Here is a 19,030-nt window from a genome sequence, read left to right as displayed (position 1 = left end):
TTTCCCCATACTTAATTGTGTGTGCTAATGATTCGGGAGTAGAGTTGCGCCGCCTTAAGAATATTCTTATAGAATTTCTAAAAATAGTTTCATGGCAATTCAACTCTCTCGAAGCAAATTCTTTACATCCTCCACTCCAGTTTGCACCTGTAACAAACTATTAACAGTGGGGTGAGTTTGACGATTAGCTGAATTTTTAGCTATCGCGAGTGAGCGTTTTAATTGCCGTCTTGGGGAAATAACTGAGGTCACGGGCGATTAAGTATCACGCCCCGTGTATGTTTTCTAACATGGCTTATCGGGATAGGGATTATGGGTACCTCCGAATTACTTAAGCATATTTATGACTTCAACCTGTCGTATTTATTTTTAGCACAGCGGCTGATCAACGATGAAAAAGTATCCGCAATGTTTCGTCTGGGAATTGACGAAACCATGGTTGATACCCTGGCGCAACTGACGTTACCGCAGATGGTGAAACTGGCTGAAACTAATCAGCTGGTGTGCAATCTGCGCTTCAGCGACCATCAGACTATCGAGCAATTGACCAAAGAGTCGCGCGTTGATGACCTCCAGCAGATCCATACCGGTATCCTGCTTTCCAGTCACCTGCTGCAAGAGCTCCGCGCCAAAGAAGGCGCTGCAGCGAAGAAAAGTGTTTGATAATGGCTGAGAAAAGTATTGTTCAGGAAGCGAAGGATATTCAGCTCGCCATGGAGCTGATTTCCCTCGGCGCGCGTCTGCAGATGCTGGAGAGTGAAACTCAGCTCAGCCGCGGGCGCTTAATTAAACTTTACAAAGAGCTGCGCGGCAGCCCGCCGCCGAAAGGGATGCTGCCGTTCTCGACCGATTGGTTTATGACCTGGGAGCAGAATATTCATTCGTCGATGTTCTACAACGCCTATTTGTTCCTGCTGAAGAGCGGCAAATGCAGTGGAGTAGAAGCGGTGATCAAAGCCTATCGCCTGTACCTCGAACAGTGTCCGCAAGAAGCGGGCGAAGCGCCGCTACTGGCGTTGACCCGCGCCTGGACGCTGGTGCGCTTTGTTGATAGCGGTATGCTGCAGCTCTCTGCCTGCAACAACTGCGGCGGCTCATTTATCACCCACGCGCACCATCCGCAGCACGATTTCGTCTGCACGTTATGCCAACCGCCGTCACGCGCCGTAAAAAGACGTAAACTTTCTCCGCAACTGGCCGATATAACCTCTCAACTGCTGGACGAGCAGGCTAAACGCGTCATGTAAGTCGCCGTTCCGACGACTTACGGCAATCCATTTCGACGTGTAATACGCAGGGGCGGTATGCCGCCCCCCATTCCCCGCCTGGTTTACGCCAGGGCGCGTTTGCCTCGCCCGCCATCCACATTGTTAATTTGAGGTATGCGTGTGCTAGTGATATTGGGTTATCTCGTGGTCCTGGGAGCGGTATTTGGCGGCTATTTACTGGTGGGTGGCCACCTTGGCGCGCTGTACCAGCCGGCGGAATTCCTGATTATCGGCGGCGCCGGCATCGGCGCGTTTATCGTCGGCAACAACGGAAAGGCCATCAAATCCACGCTGCGGGCCTTGCCCAAAATGGTACGTCGCTCCAAATACAGCAAGGCGCTGTATATGGATCTGATGGCGTTGCTGTTCCTGCTGCTCGCAAAATCCCGTCAACAGGGAATGCTGTCGCTTGAGTTCGATATCGACAATCCTCAGGAAAGTGAAATTTTCGCTAATTATCCGCGCATCCTTGCCGATAACCATCTGGTGGAGTTCATAACCGATTATTTACGCCTGATGGTGAGCGGCAACATGAATGCTTTTGAAATTGAAGCGCTGATGGACGAAGAGATCGAAACCTTCGAACAGGAGAGCGAAGTGCCCGCCGGCAGCCTGGCGATGGTCGGCGACTCTCTGCCGGCATTTGGTATTGTCGCGGCGGTAATGGGGGTGGTGCACGCGCTGGCCTCGGCGGACCGTCCGGCGGCAGAGCTCGGGGCGCTTATCGCCAACGCGATGGTGGGGACTTTCCTCGGCATTCTGCTGGCCTATGGATTTATCTCGCCGCTGTCGACGCTGCTGCGGCAAAAAAGCGCCGAGACCGTCAAGATGATGCAGTGCATCAAGGTGACATTGCTCTCCAGCCTCAACGGCTACGCGCCGCAAATCGCCGTCGAATTTGGCCGCAAAACGTTATACACCACCGAGCGCCCGTCGTTTGTCGAGCTTGAAGAACACGTACGCCAGGTGAAAGCGCCTGCCGCGCAGGCGACGGAAAGCGAAGAAGCATGAAGCATAATCACCCGGTGGTTCTGGTCAGAAAGCGCAAATCACACCAGCCCGCCCATCACGGCGGTTCGTGGAAGATTGCCTATGCCGATTTTATGACGGCGATGATGGCCTTCTTCCTTGTGATGTGGCTGCTGGCGATCGCCAGCCCGCAGGAGCTGACGCAAATAGCCGAATATTTCCGTACGCCGCTGAAAGTCGCCCTCACCAGCGGCGATAAAAGCAGCTCGGAAAGCAGCCCGATCCCCGGCGGCGGCGAAGACCCGACCCGTGAAGTCGGGTTAGTCAGCAAGCAGATCAATACCGCGGATAAACGTGCCGAAGAGCTACGGCTAAACAAACTGCGTGACAAGCTCGATCAGTTGATTGAGTCAGACCCGCGCCTGAAGGCGCTACGTCCGCATCTGCTGATCAACATGATGGACGAAGGACTGCGCATTCAGATTATCGATAGCCAGAATCGGCCGATGTTTAAAACCGGTAGCGCTCAGGTGGAAAGCTATATGCGCGATATCCTGCGAGCGATTGCGCCAATCCTCAATGATTTGCCGAACAAGATAAGCCTCGCCGGGCATACCGATGACATCCCCTACGCCAGCGGCGAACGTGGTTACAGCAATTGGGAACTGTCGGCGGATCGCGCCAACGCCTCGCGCCGCGAGCTGATCGCCGGCGGGCTGGCGGAAGGGAAGGTGCTGCGGGTGGTTGGTATGGCGGCGACCATTAGCCTGAAACAGCACGGCGCCGATGATGCCATCAACCGCCGCATTACCGTACTGGTGCTTAACAAAGAGACCCAGCAGAGCATCGAACATGAAAATGGCGAAAGCAATGCGCTGGAGATTAGCCAGCCGGATACGCTGCCAAAGCTGGTCGCGCCCGCGCCGGTTAACCGCGATTCACACCCTGAGGTGACCCCATGAGCATGGATATTAGCGCTTTTTATCAGACTTTTTTTGATGAAGCAGATGAGCTGCTGGCAGACATGGAGCAACACCTGCTGGAGCTGGATCCGCAGGCCCCCGATATCGAACCGCTAAACGCTATTTTTCGCGCGGCGCACTCGATCAAAGGCGGCGCGGCGACGTTTGGCTTTTCCGTATTGCAGGAAACCACCCATCTGCTGGAGAACCTGCTCGACGGCGCCCGGCGCGAGGAGATGCGCTTGAGCACCGAAATTATCAATCTGTTTCTGGAAACCAAAGATATTATGCAGGAGCAACTGGACGCCTATAAAACCTCGCAGCAGCCTGACGCTGAGAGCTTTGACTATATCTGCCAGGCGCTGCGGCAGCTGGCGCTGGAAGCGCAGCAGCAGGACGCGCCAGCCGCGCCGCCCGTCGTGGCCCAGCCTGCGCCGACGGCCGTCGCCGGCGGTATGCGCGTGAGTTTAACCGGGCTTAAAGCCAATGAAATTCCGCTGATGCTGGAAGAGCTTGGCAATCTCGGCGAGGTACATGATCCGCAGCAAACTGACAATAGCCTTGAGGTGACCCTGCTGACCACCGCCAGCGAAGAAGATATTTGCGCGGTGCTCTGTTTCGTTCTTGAGCCGGAACAGATCAGCTTTACCACGCCGCCAACCACTGCCGCTAAACCATTGCCATCGGCCGAAGTTGTGCCGCCGCCGGTCGCCCAACCGCAGCCTGCTGTCGTCGAGCCGCCGAAAGCGCCGAGAGCGAAGGCCAGCGAATCGACCAGTATTCGCGTGGCGGTAGAGAAAGTTGACCAGTTGATTAACCTCGTCGGCGAACTGGTGATCACCCAGTCCATGCTGGCGCAGCGCTCGGGTAACCTGGATCCGGTGACGCATGGCGATCTGCTCAACAGCATGAGCCAGCTGGAACGTAACGCTCGCGACCTGCAGGAATCGGTGATGTCGATTCGCATGATGCCGATGGAATATGTATTCAGCCGCTACCCGCGGCTGGTACGCGACCTGGCCGGCAAGCTCAATAAGCAGGTGGAACTGACGCTGCAGGGCAGCTCCACCGAACTTGATAAGAGCCTGATCGAGCGCATTATCGACCCGTTAACCCACCTGGTGCGCAATAGCCTCGACCACGGTATTGAAGATCCGCAAACCCGTCTGGCGGCAGGTAAGTCTGAGGTGGGCAATCTCATTCTGTCCGCTGAACATCAGGGCGGCAATATCTGCATCGAAGTGATCGATGACGGCGCCGGGCTCAATCGCGAAAAAATTCTCGCCAAAGCGGCGGCGCAGGGGCTGGCGGTCAGCGACAGCATGAGTGATGAAGAGGTCGGAATGCTTATTTTTGCGCCGGGCTTTTCAACCGCGGAACAGGTGACCGACGTCTCTGGCCGCGGCGTCGGCATGGACGTCGTGAAACGGAATATTCAGGAGATGGGCGGTCACGTAGAAATCCATTCCCGTGCGGGCAAAGGGACCTCGATTCGTATTTTGTTGCCGCTAACGCTCGCCATCCTCGACGGCATGTCGGTCAAGGTCAATGAAGAGGTCTTTATTCTGCCGCTCAACGCGGTGATGGAATCGCTGCAGCCGCAGGCCGAAGACCTGCATCCAATGGCCGGCGGCGAGCGGATGCTGCAGGTTCGCGGCGAGTATCTACCGCTGGTGGAGCTCTACCGGGTGTTTGATGTCGCCGGGGCGAAAACCGAGGCCACTCAGGGCATCGTGGTGATTCTGCAAAGCGCCGGCCGCCGCTATGCGCTGCTGGTGGATCAACTGATCGGCCAGCACCAGGTGGTGGTGAAAAACCTGGAAAGCAATTACCGCAAAGTGCCGGGAATTTCCGCGGCGACGATCCTCGGCGACGGCAGCGTGGCGCTGATCGTCGACGTGTCGGCGCTGCAAATGCTCAATCGGGAAAAGCTGCTGAGCGCAGCGGCCGCATAACGACTCATCTCATCAAATTAACAGGTGCAGACCATGGCAGGATTAGCAACCGTCAGCAAATTGGCTGGCGAAACGGTAGGTCAGGAGTTTTTAATCTTTACCCTCGGCAATGAAGAATACGGCATCGATATTCTGAAAGTGCAGGAGATCCGCGGCTATGACCAGGTGACGCGGATCGCCAACACCCCGGATTTCATCAAAGGCGTCACCAATCTGCGCGGGGTGATCGTGCCGATTATCGACCTGCGGGTAAAATTCGCCCAGCAGGGCGTCTCTTATGATGAAAACACGGTGGTTATCGTGCTTAACTTCGGCCAGCGGGTGGTGGGGATTGTGGTCGACGGCGTCTCCGACGTGTTGTCTCTTACCGCCGAACAGATCCGCCCGGCGCCGGAATTCGCAGTGACGCTGGCGACCGAATATCTCACCGGTCTTGGCGCGCTCGGAGAGCGCATGTTGATCCTTGTGGATATCGAAAAGCTGCTCAGCAGCGAAGAGATGGCGCTGGTCGATAACGTCGCCAAAAGCCACTAAGCAATCGGGCGCGCCCGGTCGCGCCCGGTAAAAATAGTCCCCGCCTGGCATAAAGTTCCCCTCCCGTACGCCGATAACCCTTTCAGTCACATACGTAAAGCCTGGCCGTTCAGGCTTCCAGGAAGGGGAAACATGTTTAATCGTATTAAGGTCGTCACCAGTCTTTTATTAGTGCTGGTGCTATTTGGCGCATTGCAGCTGATATCGGGCGGTCTGTTTTTTTCGTCGCTGAAAAGCGATAAAGAGAACTTTACCGTCCTGCAAACCATCCGTCAGCAGCAGTTGCTGCTGAGTGAAAGTCGGGTCGATCTGCTGCAGGCGCGTAACTCCCTGAACCGCGCAGGGATCCGCTACATGATGGATACCAACAAAATCGGCAGCGGCGCGACTATCGACGAGCTGCTGGCGAAAGCGAAAGAAGAGCTGGCGCGCGCCGAGCGCAACTACACCGCCTATGAAAAAATCCCGCAGGACCCGCGTCAGGATCCTCAGGCGACGGAAAAGCTTAAGCAGCAGTATGGCATCCTGTACGGCGCGCTGTCGGAACTGATCCAGCTGCTGGGCGAGGGTAAAATCAACGCCTTCTTCGACCAGCCGACGCAAAAATACCAGGACGATTTCGAGCAGACCTATAACGCCTATCTGCAGCAAAACGGCAAGCTGTATCAAATTGCCGTTGACGCTAGCAACAGCTCTTATAGCTCGGCGATCTGGACCTTAATTGTAGTCATCATCGTGGTGCTGGCGGCGATCGTCGGCGTGTGGATGGGCATCCACCATATCCTGGTGCGCCCGCTGAACCGCATGATTGAACACATCAAACGGATCGCGTCCGGCGATCTGACCCAGCCTATTCCGGTGACCAGCCGTAATGAAATCGGCGTGCTGGCCGCCAGCCTCAAGCACATGCAGAACGAGCTTATCGAAACGGTAAGCGGCGTGCGTCAGGGGGCGGATGCCATCTATAGCGGCGCATCGGAAATCGCCGCCGGGAACAACGATCTCTCTTCGCGCACCGAACAGCAAGCGGCATCGCTGGAAGAGACCGCCGCCAGTATGGAACAGCTGACAGCGACGGTGAAACAGAACGCCGAAAACGCGCGTCAGGCTAGCCAACTGGCGCTGAGCGCCTCCGAAACCGCGCAGAAGGGCGGCAAAGTGGTGGCCAACGTGGTGGAAACCATGCACGACATCGCCAGCAGCTCGCAGAAAATTGCCGATATCACCGGCGTTATCGATGGTATCGCCTTCCAGACTAACATCCTGGCGCTTAACGCCGCGGTAGAAGCGGCGCGAGCGGGTGAACAAGGTCGCGGCTTCGCGGTTGTGGCGGGTGAAGTCCGCAACCTGGCGCAGCGCAGCGCCCAGGCGGCCAAAGAGATCAAAGCGCTGATCGAAGACTCGGTCAACCGTGTGGATATGGGCTCGGTACTGGTGGAAAGCGCCGGCGACACCATGGGCGATATCGTCAATGCGGTCACCCGCGTGACCGACATCATGGGCGAAATCGCCTCTGCTTCCGATGAACAGAGCCGCGGTATCGACCAGGTCGGCCAGGCGGTAGCGGAAATGGATCGCGTCACCCAGCAGAACGCCTCGCTGGTGGAGGAGTCGGCCTCGGCCGCCGCCGCGCTGGAAGAGCAGGCCAGCCTGCTGACGCAGTCGGTTGCCGTCTTCCGCCTGAAGTCGGAAGGGCAGGAAGAGTATAAAGCGCCGGTCAGCAATAAAACCGCGCCTGCCGCCATCGCTACGCATAAAAAAACCAGCGCCAGCGACTACCAGGATAACTGGGAGACGTTCTAACGGGTACCGGCCGCCGCATCCCTACACGCGGCGGCCTCTCTTGCGTTGTAAGCCGGCCGAGACCGGCTACCAAGGAGATTGCTATGTTTAACCGAATCCGTATCTCTACCAGTCTTTTCCTGCTGCTGATCTCCTTTTGCATCATGCAACTGATCAGCACCGGGCTCTCTTACGTCGCGCTACGCGCCGACAACCACAATCTTGAACGTATTACCGTCAGTAGCCAGCAGCGCGATGCGCTTAGCCTGAGCTGGGTATCGCTGTTACAGGCGAGAAATACCCTTAACCGCGCCGGTACCCGCGCGGCGCTGAAGGTGCCGCAGGAGCAGGTGGATGCGCTGATGGGCGGCGCCCGCAGCTCGCTGCAAAAAGCCGATCTCTATTTTAACCAGTTCCTCGACACGCCTCGCGCGGATGAGCAGGAACAGCAGTTGGCCGATGCCACGCGCGATAGCTACGAGAATCTACGCGGCGCGCTGCGCGAACTGATCGTGTTCCTCGAAAATCGCAACCTGCAGGCCTTTATGGACCAGCCGACGCAGAAAATACAGGACCGCTTTGAGGCCGACTTTGTGCAATATCTGCAGCTGGCGAAGGCGACGACCGATGAAGCCAGCGCCTCCAGCCAGCAGGCCTACGGCTGGTCAATCTGGTTGGTTGCCGGGGCGGTGCTGATGCTGCTGGTGGTCACCCTCAGCGCGATGTGGTGGCTGCGAACCATGCTGGTGCAGCCGCTGAATATTATTCACGGCCATTTCGAACGTATCGCCAGCGGCGATCTTTCCGCACCGATTGAGGTCTATGGGCGTAACGAAATCAGCCAGCTATTTGCCAGCCTGCAGCGCATGCAACAGTCGCTGATTGGTACCGTCGGCGCGGTGCGCGACGGCGCGGAGTCGATTCTTATCGGCCTGCAGGAGATTTCAGAAGGCAACAACGATCTCTCCTCGCGCACCGAGCAACAGGCGGCTTCGCTGGAAGAGACCGCCGCCAGTATGGAGCAGCTAACGGCGACGGTAAAACAGAATGCCGATAACGCCCGCCAGGCATCGCAGCTGGCGCGTGATGCCTCCTCCACCGCCGCCAAAGGCGGCGAGCTGGCGGATGACGTGGTCACCACGATGCACGACATCGCCAACAGTTCGCAAAAAATCGGTGCCATTACCAGCGTCATCGACGGCATCGCCTTCCAGACCAATATTCTGGCGCTTAACGCGGCGGTGGAGGCGGCGCGCGCCGGTGAACAGGGGCGCGGCTTTGCGGTGGTGGCCGGTGAAGTACGCAACCTGGCCAGCCGCAGCGCCCAGGCGGCAAAAGAAATTAAGCTACTGATCGATGAATCCGTCAGCCGCGTCAAACACGGCTCGGTGCTGGTGGAAAATTCCGGCGCCACCATGCAGGACATCGTGCGCTCGGTAACCCGGGTGACCGACATCATGGGCGAAATCGCCTCCGCCTCCGATGAGCAGAGCCGCGGCATTGAGCAGGTGACGCAGGCGGTTACCCAGATGGATCAGGTCACGCAACAGAACGCCGCCCTGGTGGTGGAATCGGCTTCCGCCGCCGCTGCGCTGGAAGAGCAGGCGATTACCCTCGCTGATGCAGTGGCGGTATTCCGTCTGGCGGACGACAACTTCGTCGCGCCGGAAACCTCATCCACGGTAAAGGAGACCCTGGATTGTCAAACCGCATAAACCGCTCGTATTTTGCCGGTGAGTCGGCATGAAGCAGACGACATCAACCGCGGCGCGTGAAAGCGGATCGGCGCTGGCGCAGATGGCTCAGCGTCTGCCGCTCTCCGACGCGCATTTTCGCCGCATCAGCCAGCTTATCTATCAGCGTGCCGGGATCGTGCTGGCGGCGCATAAGCGCGAGATGGTGTACAACCGGCTGGTGCGCCGTTTGCGTCTGCTGGGCATTCATGATTTCGGCGACTACCTGGCGCTGCTGGAAAGCGACCCGCACAGCGCCGAGTGGCAGGCGTTTATCAATGCGCTGACCACCAACCTGACCGCCTTTTTTCGCGAGGCGCACCACTTTCCGATTCTGGCGGAGCATGCGCGCTCGCGTCCCGGGAACTATAGCGTGTGGAGCACCGCCGCCTCGACCGGCGAAGAACCTTATTCCATCGCCATTACGCTCGGCGATGCGCTCGGGGAACGTGCGGGCAGTTGCCAGGTCTGGGCCAGCGATATTGACACCCAGGTGCTGGAGAAAGCGGAAGCGGGGATTTATCGCCATGAAGATCTGCGTACCCTGACCGCCGGGCAGATGCAGCGCTATTTTCTGCGCGGCACCGGGCCGTATCAGGGGCTGGTGCGCGTGCGTCAGGAGCTGGCGGCGCGGGTCAACTTCCAGCCGCTGAATCTGCTGGCGGCGGAGTGGGCGCTGCCGGGGCCGTTCGACGCGATTTTTTGCCGCAACGTGATGATCTATTTCGATAAACCGACGCAGGAGCGCATCCTGCGCCGCTTTGTCCCCTTGCTTAAACCGGGGGGGCTGCTGTTTGCCGGTCACTCCGAGAATTTCAGCCAGATCAGCCGGGATTTCTACCTGCGTGGACAGACCGTATATGGGCTGACCAAGGAGAAGTGATGAGTAAAATCAGAGTGTTATGTGTTGATGATTCGGCCCTGATGCGCCAGTTGATGACTGAGATCGTCAATGGCCACGCCGATATGGAGATGGTGGCGGTGGCCCCGGACCCGCTGGTCGCACGGGATCTGATCAAAAAATTTAACCCACAGGTGCTGACGCTGGACGTCGAAATGCCGCGCATGGACGGCCTCGATTTCCTCGAAAAGCTGATGCGCCTGCGGCCGATGCCGGTGGTGATGGTTTCATCGCTGACCGGTAAAGGTTCGGAAATTACCCTGCGCGCGCTGGAGCTGGGGGCGGTGGATTTCGTCACCAAACCGCAGCTCGGGATCCGCGAAGGCATGCTGGCCTACAGCGAACTGATAGGCGAAAAGATCCGCACCGCCGCGCGGGCGCGGCTGCCGCAGCGCGCCAATGACCAGCCGCCGGCCATTTTAAGCCACGGACCGCTGCTGAGCAGCGAGAAGCTGATCGCCATTGGCGCTTCCACCGGCGGCACCGAAGCGATTCGTCAGGTGCTACAACCGTTGCCGGCCACCAGTCCGGCGCTGCTGATCACCCAGCATATGCCGCCGGGATTTACCCGCTCGTTCGCCGAACGGTTGAATAAGCTGTGCCAGATCACGGTGAAAGAGGCGGAAGAGGGCGAACGCGTGCTCCCGGGACACGCCTATATTGCGCCTGGGGATCGCCATCTGGAGCTGGTGCGTAGCGGCGCTAACTATCAGGTCAAGTTGCACGACGGCCCGGCGGTAAATCGCCATCGTCCCTCGGTGGATGTGCTGTTTCGCTCGGTGGCCCGCCACGCCGGGCGCAATGCGGTGGGGGTGATCCTCACCGGCATGGGCAACGACGGCGCGCAGGGGATGCTGGAGATGCATCGCGCCGGGGCTTATACCCTGGCGCAGAGTGAGGCGAGCTGCGTGGTGTTCGGCATGCCGCGCGAGGCCATCGCCAGCGGTGGGGTCAACGAAGTGGTTGAACTGGAGCGCATGAGCCAACGCATGCTGGCGCAGATCGCCGGCGGCCAGGCGCTGCGAATTTAAATTCACGCAGCCGGGAAGTCCCGGCGGCGTGGTGTGAAGTGAGTTAAAAATGACACTGTTCAGGGGTAGTAATGGCAGATAAGAATCTCCGTTTTCTGGTCGTCGACGACTTTTCCACCATGCGTCGTATCATCAGAAATTTGCTTAAAGAGCTCGGCTTCAACAACGTCGAAGAGGCGGAAGATGGCGCGGACGCGCTAAATAAGCTGCGGGCCAGCAGCTTTGATTTCGTGGTCTCCGACTGGAACATGCCTAACGTTGACGGCCTGGAGCTGCTGCAGACCATTCGTGCCGATGCCGCGCTGGCGGCGATGCCGGTATTGATGGTGACGGCGGAAGCGAAAAAAGAAAATATTATTGCCGCCGCGCAGGCAGGCGCCAGCGGTTATGTGGTGAAACCTTTTACGGCGGCGACGCTGGAAGAAAAGCTCAACAAGATTTTTGAAAAATTGGGCATGTAAGGAGAGGGCGATGAGAGAGATTCCAATGCCTGCCAGCGATGCAGCGACCGCGGGAGAGATAATCTCCCGTATCGGCCAGCTCACCCGTATGCTGCGCGACAGCATGCGCGAGCTGGGGCTCGATCAGGCGATTGCCCAGGCGGCCGAGGCGATCCCGGATGCCCGCGACCGTCTTGATTACGTTGTCACCATGACGGCGCAGGCGGCGGAACGGGCGTTGAGCTGCGTGGAGGCGGCGCAGCCGCGCCAGGCCGAACTGGAGTCCGGCGCCAGCGCGCTAAAATCGCGCTGGGATGAGTGGTTCGCTAATCCGATCGAACTGGACGACGCGCGCGCGCTGGTGACCGACACCCGTGAGTATCTGGATCAGGTGCCGGGCCATACCTCCTTTACCAACGCCCAACTGATGGAAATCATGATGGCGCAGGATTTCCAGGACCTGACCGGTCAGGTTATCAAGCGCATGATGGACGTGGTGCAGGAAATTGAAAAGCAGCTGCTGATGGTGCTGATGGAAAACATGCCGGAACCGCCGGTGAAAGAGAAACGGGCCAACGATAGCCTGCTCAACGGCCCGCAGCTTGACCAGAATGGCGTCGGCGTCATCGCCAACCAGGCGCAGGTTGACGATCTGCTCGATAGTCTCGGTTTCTGACCAGGCGGGGCGCAGTCGCTGCGCCCCTGCCGCTTTTCCCTCATCCATGAAATAACCCCTCTTTTTCGCCGTTGTTCCGCCAATGACTTCGCCATTTTTTTGGCATGCTGACCGCCATTCTTTACCCTCCCGACACAGGAACTGCAGGCTTGGCGGAAGACAGCGATCTGGAAAAAAGCGAGGCCCCCACCGCCCACCGGTTGGAGAAGGCGCGTGAAGAGGGCCAGATCCCACGCTCGCGCGAGCTGACCTCGGTGCTGATGCTGGTGGCCGGGCTCGCCATTATCCTGATGTCCGGCAGCAATATCACTCGCCAACTGGCGGAGATGCTGACGCAGGGCCTGCACTTTGACCACGGGATGGTCAGCAATGACAAACAAATGCTGCGCCAGCTGGGAATGCTGCTGCGTCAGGCGGTGCTGGCATTGCTGCCGGTAATGGCCGGGCTGGTGCTGGTGGCGCTGGCCGCGCCGATGCTGCTTGGCGGCATTTTATTCAGCACCAAGTCGCTCAAATTCGATCTTAAACGGCTGAATCCGCTTTCCGGTCTGAAACGCATGTTCTCCACTCAGGTACTGGCGGAGCTGTTAAAAGGGATCCTCAAAGCCACGCTGGTCGGTTGGGTAACCGGGCTGTACCTGTGGCACAACTGGGCGGCGATGCTGCATTTGATGACCCAACAGCCGCTCGACGCGTTGGCCAATGCGCTGCAGATGATCCTCTATTGCGGATTTCTGGTGGTGCTCGGATTGACGCCGATGGTGGCGTTTGACGTTTTTTATCAGCTGTGGAGCCACTTCAAAAAGCTGAAGATGACCAAACAGGATATCCGCGACGAATTCAAAGATCAGGAAGGCGACCCGCATGTTAAAGGGCGGATCCGTCAACAGCAGCGGGCGATTGCCCAGCGGCGGATGATGGCCGATGTGCCGAAAGCGGACGTGATAGTCACTAACCCCACCCACTATGCCGTCGCCCTACAGTACAACGATAAAAAAATGAGCGCGCCGAAGGTGCTGGCTAAAGGGGCGGGGGAGATTGCGCTGCGCATTCGTGAACTGGGAGCGCAACACCGTATTCCGATGCTCGAAGCGCCGCCGCTGGCCCGCGCGCTCTATCGCCATAGCGAGATTGGCCAGCATATTCCCGCCACCCTCTATGCCGCGGTCGCCGAAGTGCTGGCCTGGGTTTATCAGCTGCGCCGCTGGCGGCGCGAGGGCGGCCTGATCCCGAAAAAACCTCAACGTTTACCGGTGCCGGAAGCACTGGATTTTGCAAAAGAGAGTGACTCTGATGGCTAATTTGGCCTCCCTGCTGCGTTTGCCGGGGAATGTTAAAGATACGCAATGGCAGGTTCTGGCCGGCCCGATCCTGATCCTGCTGATTTTGTCGATGATGGTGCTGCCGCTGCCGGCGTTTATCCTCGACCTGCTTTTCACCTTCAACATCGCGTTGTCGATCATGGTGCTGCTGGTGGCGATGTTTACCCAGCGCACGCTGGACTTCGCCGCGTTTCCGACCATTCTGCTGTTCTCGACGCTGCTGCGCCTGTCGCTCAACGTCGCCTCGACGCGCATCATTTTGATGGAAGGGCACACCGGGGCCGCCGCCGCGGGGCGGGTCGTGGAGGCCTTTGGTCACTTCCTGGTCGGCGGTAATTTCGCCATTGGTATCGTGGTGTTTATCATCCTCGTGCTGATCAACTTCATGGTTATCACCAAAGGCGCCGGGCGTATCGCCGAAGTGGGGGCGCGTTTCGTACTCGACGGCATGCCGGGTAAGCAAATGGCGATCGATGCCGACATGAACGCCGGGCTTATCGGTGAAGAAGAGGCGAAAAAACGCCGCGCGGAAGTCACGCAGGAAGCCGATTTCTACGGCTCGATGGACGGCGCCAGCAAGTTTGTTCGCGGCGATGCCATCGCCGGGCTAATGATTATGGTGATTAACGTGGTCGGCGGACTGCTGGTCGGCGTGGTGCAGCATGGTATGGAGCTGGGGGCGGCGGCGGAAAGCTACACCTTGTTGACCATCGGCGACGGGCTGGTGGCGCAAATCCCGGCGCTGGTGATCTCTACCGCCGCCGGGGTCATCGTGACCCGGGTGGCGACCGATCAGGATGTCGGCGAACAGATGGTCGGCCAGCTATTCAATAACCCAAAGGTCATGCTGCTGTGTGCCGCGGTACTTGGGCTGCTGGGGCTGGTGCCGGGGATGCCGAACCTGGTTTTCCTGCTGTTTACCGCCGCGTTGCTCGGGCTGGCCTGGTGGCTGCGCGGGCGCGAAAAACAGGCGCCGAAAGCCGCCGACGAACCCATCGTGCAGGAGAATACCCAGGCCGCGGAAGCCAGCTGGGCGGACGTACAGTTGGAAGATCCGCTGGGCATGGAAGTGGGTTACCGGCTGATTCCGATGGTCGATTTTCAGCAAAATGGCGAGCTGTTGGGGCGTATCCGCGGTATCCGCAAGAAATTCGCCCAGGAGATGGGCTATCTGCCGCCGGTGGTGCATATCCGCGATAACCTCGAACTGGCGCCCGCCCGCTACCGCATTCTGATGAAAGGCGTGGAAATCGGCAGCGGCGAAGCGCAGCCTGGGCGCTGGCTGGCGATCAACCCCGGCAACGCTATCGGCGAGCTGGCGGGGGATAAAACTATCGATCCGGCCTTCGGTCTGGAGGCGGTGTGGATTGATAGCGCGTTGCGCGAGCAGGCGCAAATTCAGGGCTATACGGTGGTGGAGGCCAGTACGGTGGTGGCGACCCATCTCAACCACCTCATCGGCCAGTTCGCCAGCGAACTGTTTGGCCGCCAGGAGACGCAGCAGCTACTCGACCGTGTGTCGCAGGAGATGCCGAAGCTGACCGAAGATTTCGTACCGGGCGTGGTATCGCTGACCACGCTGCATAAGGTGTTGCAGAATCTGCTGGCCGAGCGGGTATCGATCCGCGATATGCGTACCATTATCGAGACGCTGGCGGAACATGCGCCGACGCAAAGCGATCCTTACGAGCTGACCACCGTCGTGCGCGTGGCGCTGGGGCGGGCGATTGCCCAGCAGTGGTTCCCTGGCAATGGTGAAATTCAGGTTATCGGCCTGGATACCCAACTGGAACGACTGCTGCTGCAGGCGCTGCAGGGCGGCGGCGGTCTCGAACCGGGGCTTGCCGACCGCCTGCTGGAGCAGGCGCGGCAGGCGCTGCAGCGCCAGGAGATGCTCAGCGCGCCGCCGGTGCTGTTGGTTAACCACGCGCTGCGCCCGCTGCTGGCGCGCTTCCTGCGCCGTAGCCTGCCGCAGATGGCGGTGCTTTCCAACCTGGAGATCAACGACGATCGCCAGATTCGTATGACCTCAACCATTGGAGCGGCCTGATGACGCGCTATCTTCCTTTATTTTGCCTTTTATTGCCGGTTACCGCCGGCGCGGCATCGGGCTCATGGATTGCCGAAGGGCCCGGCGTCACCCTTGAACAGGGCGGGATGAGTGATTCTTCCGCCGCGCTGCTGCCGCCCAATACGCTGCCTGGCGGCAATGCGCGCATCGAGACCGTTAGCTGGCGCTATCGTCTGCTGTCAGCGGAGCCGGCGGGGCTGCAGGTACATTTATGTAGCCTGAATCGCTGTATTCCGCTGACCAGCGCCAGCGGCACCAGCCACGCGTTGGCAGGCGAGGCGGCAGATGGGCCGCTGCGTTTTGTCTACTCCGTACAGACCCGCGGGCCGTTAAACCCGCCGCTGCGGGCGATTGCCAATCAGGTTATCGTTAATTATCAGTAGTCGCGGGGGAAAGTTTTGTATTAATACAGAGCACATTGCGCTCCCGAAATGTCTTCCGCGTTATGTCTCTCCTGGCGCAGGGAGCGCACAGGGGGCGGCCAATCGCCGCCGCCCCCTGTACCCCCGGGCTCTGGCCGCCAAAATCGCCACTTCGTGGTACCTTCGACTTATCCCGGCAGGCTTCGGGTCGGGCCGAGGCAGCGTCCGTGCAAAACACGGCCCTCAGCCCGCATCCATGCGGGCTGCCCCGGCCTTCCGGGAACGTCTCAGCGATTTTGAGGCCACCAACACCGGCAGTTTCAGTAGCCATGGGGACAAGATAGAGATCTTAAGCTCACAATAGCACGGACCGTAGGCCGGATAAGGCGCAGCCGCCATCCGGCGCGAAAATGGCTCGTTACCCGCGGTTATTGCCCGGCGGCGCTGCGCTTGCGCGGGCCTACAGATCACATGCCGGCGTAGGTCAGGTAAGCGTAGCGCCACCTGACAAAAAACGGCGCTACGGATAACCGTCGCCATGGGGGAAATACAGAGAAAGGGTGTCAGACGCCGATTTTACGGCCCAGCAGACTGGCGGCGCGCGACTGACCGTCCGGCCCGTACAGCGATTTATTATTCTTGCTAAGAATTGCCAGCGCCTGCTGGTTATGGGCGATCTGTTGATTGAGCAACAGGCCGTTATGCTGATTCTTTTCACGCAGGCTCTGGCTTAACTGCTGGATCTGCCGCCAGCGTTCGCTGAAGCTTTCATGGCCCTGGTAAGGCGCGCGTAGCGCAAGGTTGGCTTCCAGCGCCGGGCGCTGTTGTTCAAGCCAGGCCACCGTCGCCAGCAGTTGACTCTTGCTATCGGTGACGCGCTGTAGCGCCACGCCGGGCAGTTCATCCGCACACAGCAATTGTTGCTCTTGCGCCAGCACGTCATCCAGCGCCCGCAGGGTTTCCGCCAGTTTATCCAGCAGAGTGCGTAATCTGTCCATCATCAGGCCTTATCTGTTTTGCTACCGGCAAGGCGCTGGATATCGTTGTGCGCATCCTGCAGCAGGGCATCGGCGATTTTGCCCGCGTCCATTTTCAGCTCGCCGCTACGAATCGCCTGTTTGATAGCCTCGACCCGGTTCATATCAATATCCTGGGTGCCCGGCTGCATCAGCCGCGCCTGCGCATCGCTCAGTTTCACTTTGGTGGCGCTAACGGCGGTTTCCGCCGCGGTGGCCTTGCGCGGCTGAAGCGGGTTGTCGGCCGGGGTTTCACGCGGCTGCACCGTGGAAACCGGCTGTAACCGCTGGGTGCGATCGATACTCATGGTCCATCTCCAAAATGGGTTTCTAATGGGGTTATCGGCAGGGGCTGGCAAACCTTTACTTTTTTATAACGTAATACGGATGGATCCATCCTCCCCGGCGATACCGCTGACGATTTTGCCGGAAACCATGCGCACGCGCACGCTATCTTCGGCTGCCGCGTTATTCATCGCCTTACCGGCACCGCTGATGCTAAAGCCGTCCCCCTCGGCCATGACCTGCACTGGCTGACCGGCTTTGATCACCCACGCGCGACGCAACATAGAGAGCGTCAGCGGTTGGCCTGGGCTGATATTCCGCAGCGTCACCGCGCCCAGCGCTTTTTTGCTGTCGGTCAGCGTACGCGGCGGCAGGGTATCGAGCCTGCCTGATTTTAGCACCACATCCGCCGGGGTCAGCGGCGTTCCGCCGCTAATACCGCGCGCCGCCGCCAGATAACGGCCAAATACCTGCACTTGGGTCTGAATAAACCGCCGCTCCTGCCCGCAGCGGGCGGAGACGCTGATATTGCCGCCGATTCGCGCATTGGGCGGCAGCGACAGCTGCGGTAATTCACACGGCGGCCACTGAGCGGGCGGCGTGCGCACCAGCACTTTCACCTGCACGGCATTATCGTTGAATTTGCTTTTAATGAAGCTTTCGATTTGCGTCGCCAGCGTGTCGGCGCGGGCGCTCAGGCTGCACAGCAGGCCGACCAGCAGGATTTTACTTTTCATCGCGTTCCCCTCACGCCACCCGGAAAGGGGTTAAGTGTAACGGCTGCCCCGAGGGACTAAACAGATAAATAGCGGCCCATTTTGCCCCTATTCCCGCGATAGGTTGGCGCAGGGGGCGTTTATGCTGTCGGCTCCAAATTCTAACCTTGCGGAGGGAGCATGCTCGACAAACTGGACGCTGCTCTGCGTTTTGGCCAGGAGGCGCTGAACCTGCGCGCCCAGCGCCAGGAAATACTGGCCGCCAATATCGCCAACGCAGACACGCCGGGCTATCAGGCGCGGGATATCGATTTCGCCAGCCAACTGAATAAAGTCCTGCAACAGGGGCGGGTAAACGGCAACGGCATGGCGCTGAACCTGACGGCGGCGCGTCATATTCCGGCGCAGACCATGCAGCCGCCGGAGCTGGATCTGCTGTTCCGGGTGCCGGACCAGCCGTCGATGGACGGCAACACGGTGGACATGGATCGTGAACGCACCAACTTCGCTGACAACAGCCTGAAATATCAGACCGACCTGACGCTGCTCAACGGTCAGATCAAAGGGATGATGTCGGTGCTGCAACAAGGATAAGGCCAATGTCTTTACTCAATATTTTTGATATCTCCGGCTCGGCGCTCTCGGCCCAGTCACAGCGGATGAATGTCAGCGCCAGCAATATGGCCAACGCCGATAGCGTCACCGGCCCGGATGGCGAACCCTATCGCGCGAAGCAGGTGGTGTTCGAAGTGGCCGCGGCGCCAGGGCAGCAGACCGGCGGCGTGCGCGTCTCGCAGGTGGTCGATGACCCGGCGCCCGCGCGGATGGTTTATCAACCGGGCAACCCGTTGGCCGATGCTAAGGGTTATGTGCGGATGCCGAACGTCGATGTGGTGAGCGAAATGGTGAACACCATCTCCGCCTCCCGCAGCTATCAGGCCAACGTCGAAGTGCTCAACACCACTAAGTCGATGATGATGAAAACCCTGACGTTGGGTCAGTAACCG

20 protein-coding genes are annotated in these 19,030 nt (G+C 59.1%); 17 read left to right on the top strand and 3 right to left on the bottom strand.

Annotated features, from left to right (window positions below):
* Window positions 1–312: 312 nt before the first annotated feature.
* The 15 genes from flhD (at window position 313) to ABLU86_RS18225 (ending at window position 16,027) form a co-directional block, all read left to right on the top strand.
* A complete protein-coding gene (flhD, locus tag ABLU86_RS18295) occupies window positions 313–663 on the top strand; it encodes a flagellar transcriptional regulator FlhD (protein ID WP_015367348.1) in 351 nt (116 codons plus the stop codon).
* 2 nt (window positions 664–665) lie between these two features.
* Complete coding sequence (gene flhC, locus ABLU86_RS18290; RefSeq protein ID WP_015367347.1) at window positions 666–1,247, top strand: flagellar transcriptional regulator FlhC; 582 nt, start codon at window positions 666–668, stop codon at window positions 1,245–1,247.
* Window positions 1,248–1,388: 141 nt separating this feature from the next.
* Entirely contained in the window at window positions 1,389–2,279 is an 891-nt protein-coding gene (motA, locus tag ABLU86_RS18285; protein ID WP_015704927.1) for a flagellar motor stator protein MotA, read from the top strand.
* Window positions 2,276–3,199 carry a flagellar motor protein MotB gene (motB, locus tag ABLU86_RS18280; protein WP_348796264.1) on the top strand — a complete coding sequence of 308 codons (924 nt, stop codon included), beginning with the start codon at window positions 2,276–2,278 and terminating at the stop codon, window positions 3,197–3,199. Before motA ends, motB begins: the two co-directional genes overlap by 4 nt.
* Window positions 3,196–5,154: a chemotaxis protein CheA gene (gene cheA / locus ABLU86_RS18275; protein ID WP_015704929.1), complete on the top strand. Its 1,959-nt coding sequence runs from the start codon at window positions 3,196–3,198 to the stop codon at window positions 5,152–5,154. Before motB ends, cheA begins: the two co-directional genes overlap by 4 nt.
* Window positions 5,155–5,187: 33 nt before the next feature.
* Window positions 5,188–5,688 carry a chemotaxis protein CheW gene (gene cheW / locus ABLU86_RS18270; protein ID WP_015367343.1) on the top strand — a complete coding sequence of 167 codons (501 nt, stop codon included), beginning with the start codon at window positions 5,188–5,190 and terminating at the stop codon, window positions 5,686–5,688.
* Between the two features lie 132 nt (window positions 5,689–5,820).
* Entirely contained in the window at window positions 5,821–7,491 is a 1,671-nt protein-coding gene (locus ABLU86_RS18265; protein WP_015367342.1) for a methyl-accepting chemotaxis protein, read from the top strand.
* Window positions 7,492–7,574: 83 nt separating this feature from the next.
* Entirely contained in the window at window positions 7,575–9,185 is a 1,611-nt protein-coding gene (locus tag ABLU86_RS18260) for a methyl-accepting chemotaxis protein (protein WP_348796263.1), read from the top strand.
* 28 nt (window positions 9,186–9,213) lie between these two features.
* Window positions 9,214–10,086, top strand: coding sequence for a protein-glutamate O-methyltransferase CheR (gene cheR, locus ABLU86_RS18255; protein WP_047053067.1), 873 nt, complete (start codon window positions 9,214–9,216; stop codon window positions 10,084–10,086).
* Entirely contained in the window at window positions 10,086–11,135 is a 1,050-nt protein-coding gene (locus ABLU86_RS18250) for a chemotaxis response regulator protein-glutamate methylesterase (protein WP_042892846.1), read from the top strand. Before cheR ends, ABLU86_RS18250 begins: the two co-directional genes overlap by 1 nt.
* A 71-nt stretch (window positions 11,136–11,206) precedes the next feature.
* Complete coding sequence (cheY, locus tag ABLU86_RS18245; RefSeq protein ID WP_015367338.1) at window positions 11,207–11,596, top strand: chemotaxis response regulator CheY; 390 nt, start codon at window positions 11,207–11,209, stop codon at window positions 11,594–11,596.
* 10 nt (window positions 11,597–11,606) lie between these two features.
* Window positions 11,607–12,251, top strand: coding sequence for a protein phosphatase CheZ (gene cheZ / locus ABLU86_RS18240; protein WP_015367337.1), 645 nt, complete (start codon window positions 11,607–11,609; stop codon window positions 12,249–12,251).
* A gap of 149 nt (window positions 12,252–12,400) precedes the next feature.
* On the top strand, window positions 12,401–13,552 hold the full coding sequence (gene flhB, locus ABLU86_RS18235; RefSeq protein WP_015367336.1) for a flagellar biosynthesis protein FlhB: 1,152 nt from the start codon (window positions 12,401–12,403) through the stop codon (window positions 13,550–13,552).
* Window positions 13,545–15,623, top strand: a complete 2,079-nt coding sequence (flhA, locus tag ABLU86_RS18230) for a flagellar biosynthesis protein FlhA (protein ID WP_020079225.1) — start codon at window positions 13,545–13,547, stop codon at window positions 15,621–15,623. The genes flhB and flhA overlap by 8 nt, the downstream gene beginning before the upstream one ends.
* The gene (locus tag ABLU86_RS18225) at window positions 15,623–16,027 is read left to right on the top strand and encodes a flagellar protein FlhE (protein WP_032707703.1); all 405 of its coding nucleotides are present in this window, start codon (window positions 15,623–15,625) and stop codon (window positions 16,025–16,027) included. Before flhA ends, ABLU86_RS18225 begins: the two co-directional genes overlap by 1 nt.
* A gap of 542 nt (window positions 16,028–16,569) precedes the next feature.
* Here the strand turns inward: ABLU86_RS18225 and flgN are convergent.
* The 3 genes from flgN to flgA all read right to left on the bottom strand — a co-directional run bounded on the left by flgN (window position 16,570) and on the right by flgA (window position 18,044).
* Complete coding sequence (gene flgN / locus ABLU86_RS18220) at window positions 16,570–17,004, bottom strand: flagellar export chaperone FlgN (protein ID WP_015367333.1); 435 nt, start codon at window positions 17,002–17,004, stop codon at window positions 16,570–16,572.
* Window positions 17,005–17,006: 2 nt separating this feature from the next.
* Complete coding sequence (gene flgM / locus ABLU86_RS18215) at window positions 17,007–17,330, bottom strand: flagellar biosynthesis anti-sigma factor FlgM (RefSeq protein ID WP_015704933.1); 324 nt, start codon at window positions 17,328–17,330, stop codon at window positions 17,007–17,009.
* 63 nt (window positions 17,331–17,393) lie between these two features.
* Window positions 17,394–18,044 (bottom strand): flagellar basal body P-ring formation chaperone FlgA, encoded by a 651-nt coding sequence (flgA, locus tag ABLU86_RS18210; protein ID WP_015367331.1) that lies wholly within the window; start codon window positions 18,042–18,044, stop codon window positions 17,394–17,396.
* 159 nt (window positions 18,045–18,203) lie between these two features.
* Between flgA and flgB the strand changes: the two genes are divergently transcribed.
* Both flgB and flgC read left to right on the top strand, forming a co-directional pair.
* Window positions 18,204–18,617, top strand: a complete 414-nt coding sequence (gene flgB, locus ABLU86_RS18205; protein WP_015367330.1) for a flagellar basal body rod protein FlgB — start codon at window positions 18,204–18,206, stop codon at window positions 18,615–18,617.
* A gap of 5 nt (window positions 18,618–18,622) precedes the next feature.
* Window positions 18,623–19,027, top strand: a complete 405-nt coding sequence (gene flgC, locus ABLU86_RS18200; protein ID WP_015367329.1) for a flagellar basal body rod protein FlgC — start codon at window positions 18,623–18,625, stop codon at window positions 19,025–19,027.
* Window positions 19,028–19,030: the final 3 nt, after the last annotated feature.

This window comes from Klebsiella sp. JN_Kp121 (assembly GCF_040062145.1).
In the GTDB taxonomy this organism is placed as follows: domain Bacteria; phylum Pseudomonadota; class Gammaproteobacteria; order Enterobacterales; family Enterobacteriaceae; genus Klebsiella; species Klebsiella aerogenes.
Note: the sequence above shows the minus strand (reverse complement) of the source record. Positions and strands in the feature narration are given on the sequence as shown.

Coding starts and splice junctions, on each gene's coding strand:
- flhD (WP_015367348.1), top strand. CDS start 313: ATGGGTACCTCCGAATTACTTAAGCATATTTATGACTTCAACCTGTCG.
- flhC (WP_015367347.1), top strand. CDS start 666: ATGGCTGAGAAAAGTATTGTTCAGGAAGCGAAGGATATTCAGCTCGCC.
- motB (WP_348796264.1), top strand. CDS start 2,276: ATGAAGCATAATCACCCGGTGGTTCTGGTCAGAAAGCGCAAATCACAC.
- cheA (WP_015704929.1), top strand. CDS start 3,196: ATGAGCATGGATATTAGCGCTTTTTATCAGACTTTTTTTGATGAAGCA.
- cheW (WP_015367343.1), top strand. CDS start 5,188: ATGGCAGGATTAGCAACCGTCAGCAAATTGGCTGGCGAAACGGTAGGT.
- ABLU86_RS18265 (WP_015367342.1), top strand. CDS start 5,821: ATGTTTAATCGTATTAAGGTCGTCACCAGTCTTTTATTAGTGCTGGTG.
- ABLU86_RS18260 (WP_348796263.1), top strand. CDS start 7,575: ATGTTTAACCGAATCCGTATCTCTACCAGTCTTTTCCTGCTGCTGATC.
- cheR (WP_047053067.1), top strand. CDS start 9,214: ATGAAGCAGACGACATCAACCGCGGCGCGTGAAAGCGGATCGGCGCTG.
- ABLU86_RS18250 (WP_042892846.1), top strand. CDS start 10,086: ATGAGTAAAATCAGAGTGTTATGTGTTGATGATTCGGCCCTGATGCGC.
- cheY (WP_015367338.1), top strand. CDS start 11,207: ATGGCAGATAAGAATCTCCGTTTTCTGGTCGTCGACGACTTTTCCACC.
- cheZ (WP_015367337.1), top strand. CDS start 11,607: ATGAGAGAGATTCCAATGCCTGCCAGCGATGCAGCGACCGCGGGAGAG.
- flhA (WP_020079225.1), top strand. CDS start 13,545: ATGGCTAATTTGGCCTCCCTGCTGCGTTTGCCGGGGAATGTTAAAGAT.
- ABLU86_RS18225 (WP_032707703.1), top strand. CDS start 15,623: ATGACGCGCTATCTTCCTTTATTTTGCCTTTTATTGCCGGTTACCGCC.
- flgN (WP_015367333.1), bottom strand. CDS start 17,004: ATGGACAGATTACGCACTCTGCTGGATAAACTGGCGGAAACCCTGCGG.
- flgM (WP_015704933.1), bottom strand. CDS start 17,330: ATGAGTATCGATCGCACCCAGCGGTTACAGCCGGTTTCCACGGTGCAG.
- flgA (WP_015367331.1), bottom strand. CDS start 18,044: ATGAAAAGTAAAATCCTGCTGGTCGGCCTGCTGTGCAGCCTGAGCGCC.
- flgB (WP_015367330.1), top strand. CDS start 18,204: ATGCTCGACAAACTGGACGCTGCTCTGCGTTTTGGCCAGGAGGCGCTG.
- flgC (WP_015367329.1), top strand. CDS start 18,623: ATGTCTTTACTCAATATTTTTGATATCTCCGGCTCGGCGCTCTCGGCC.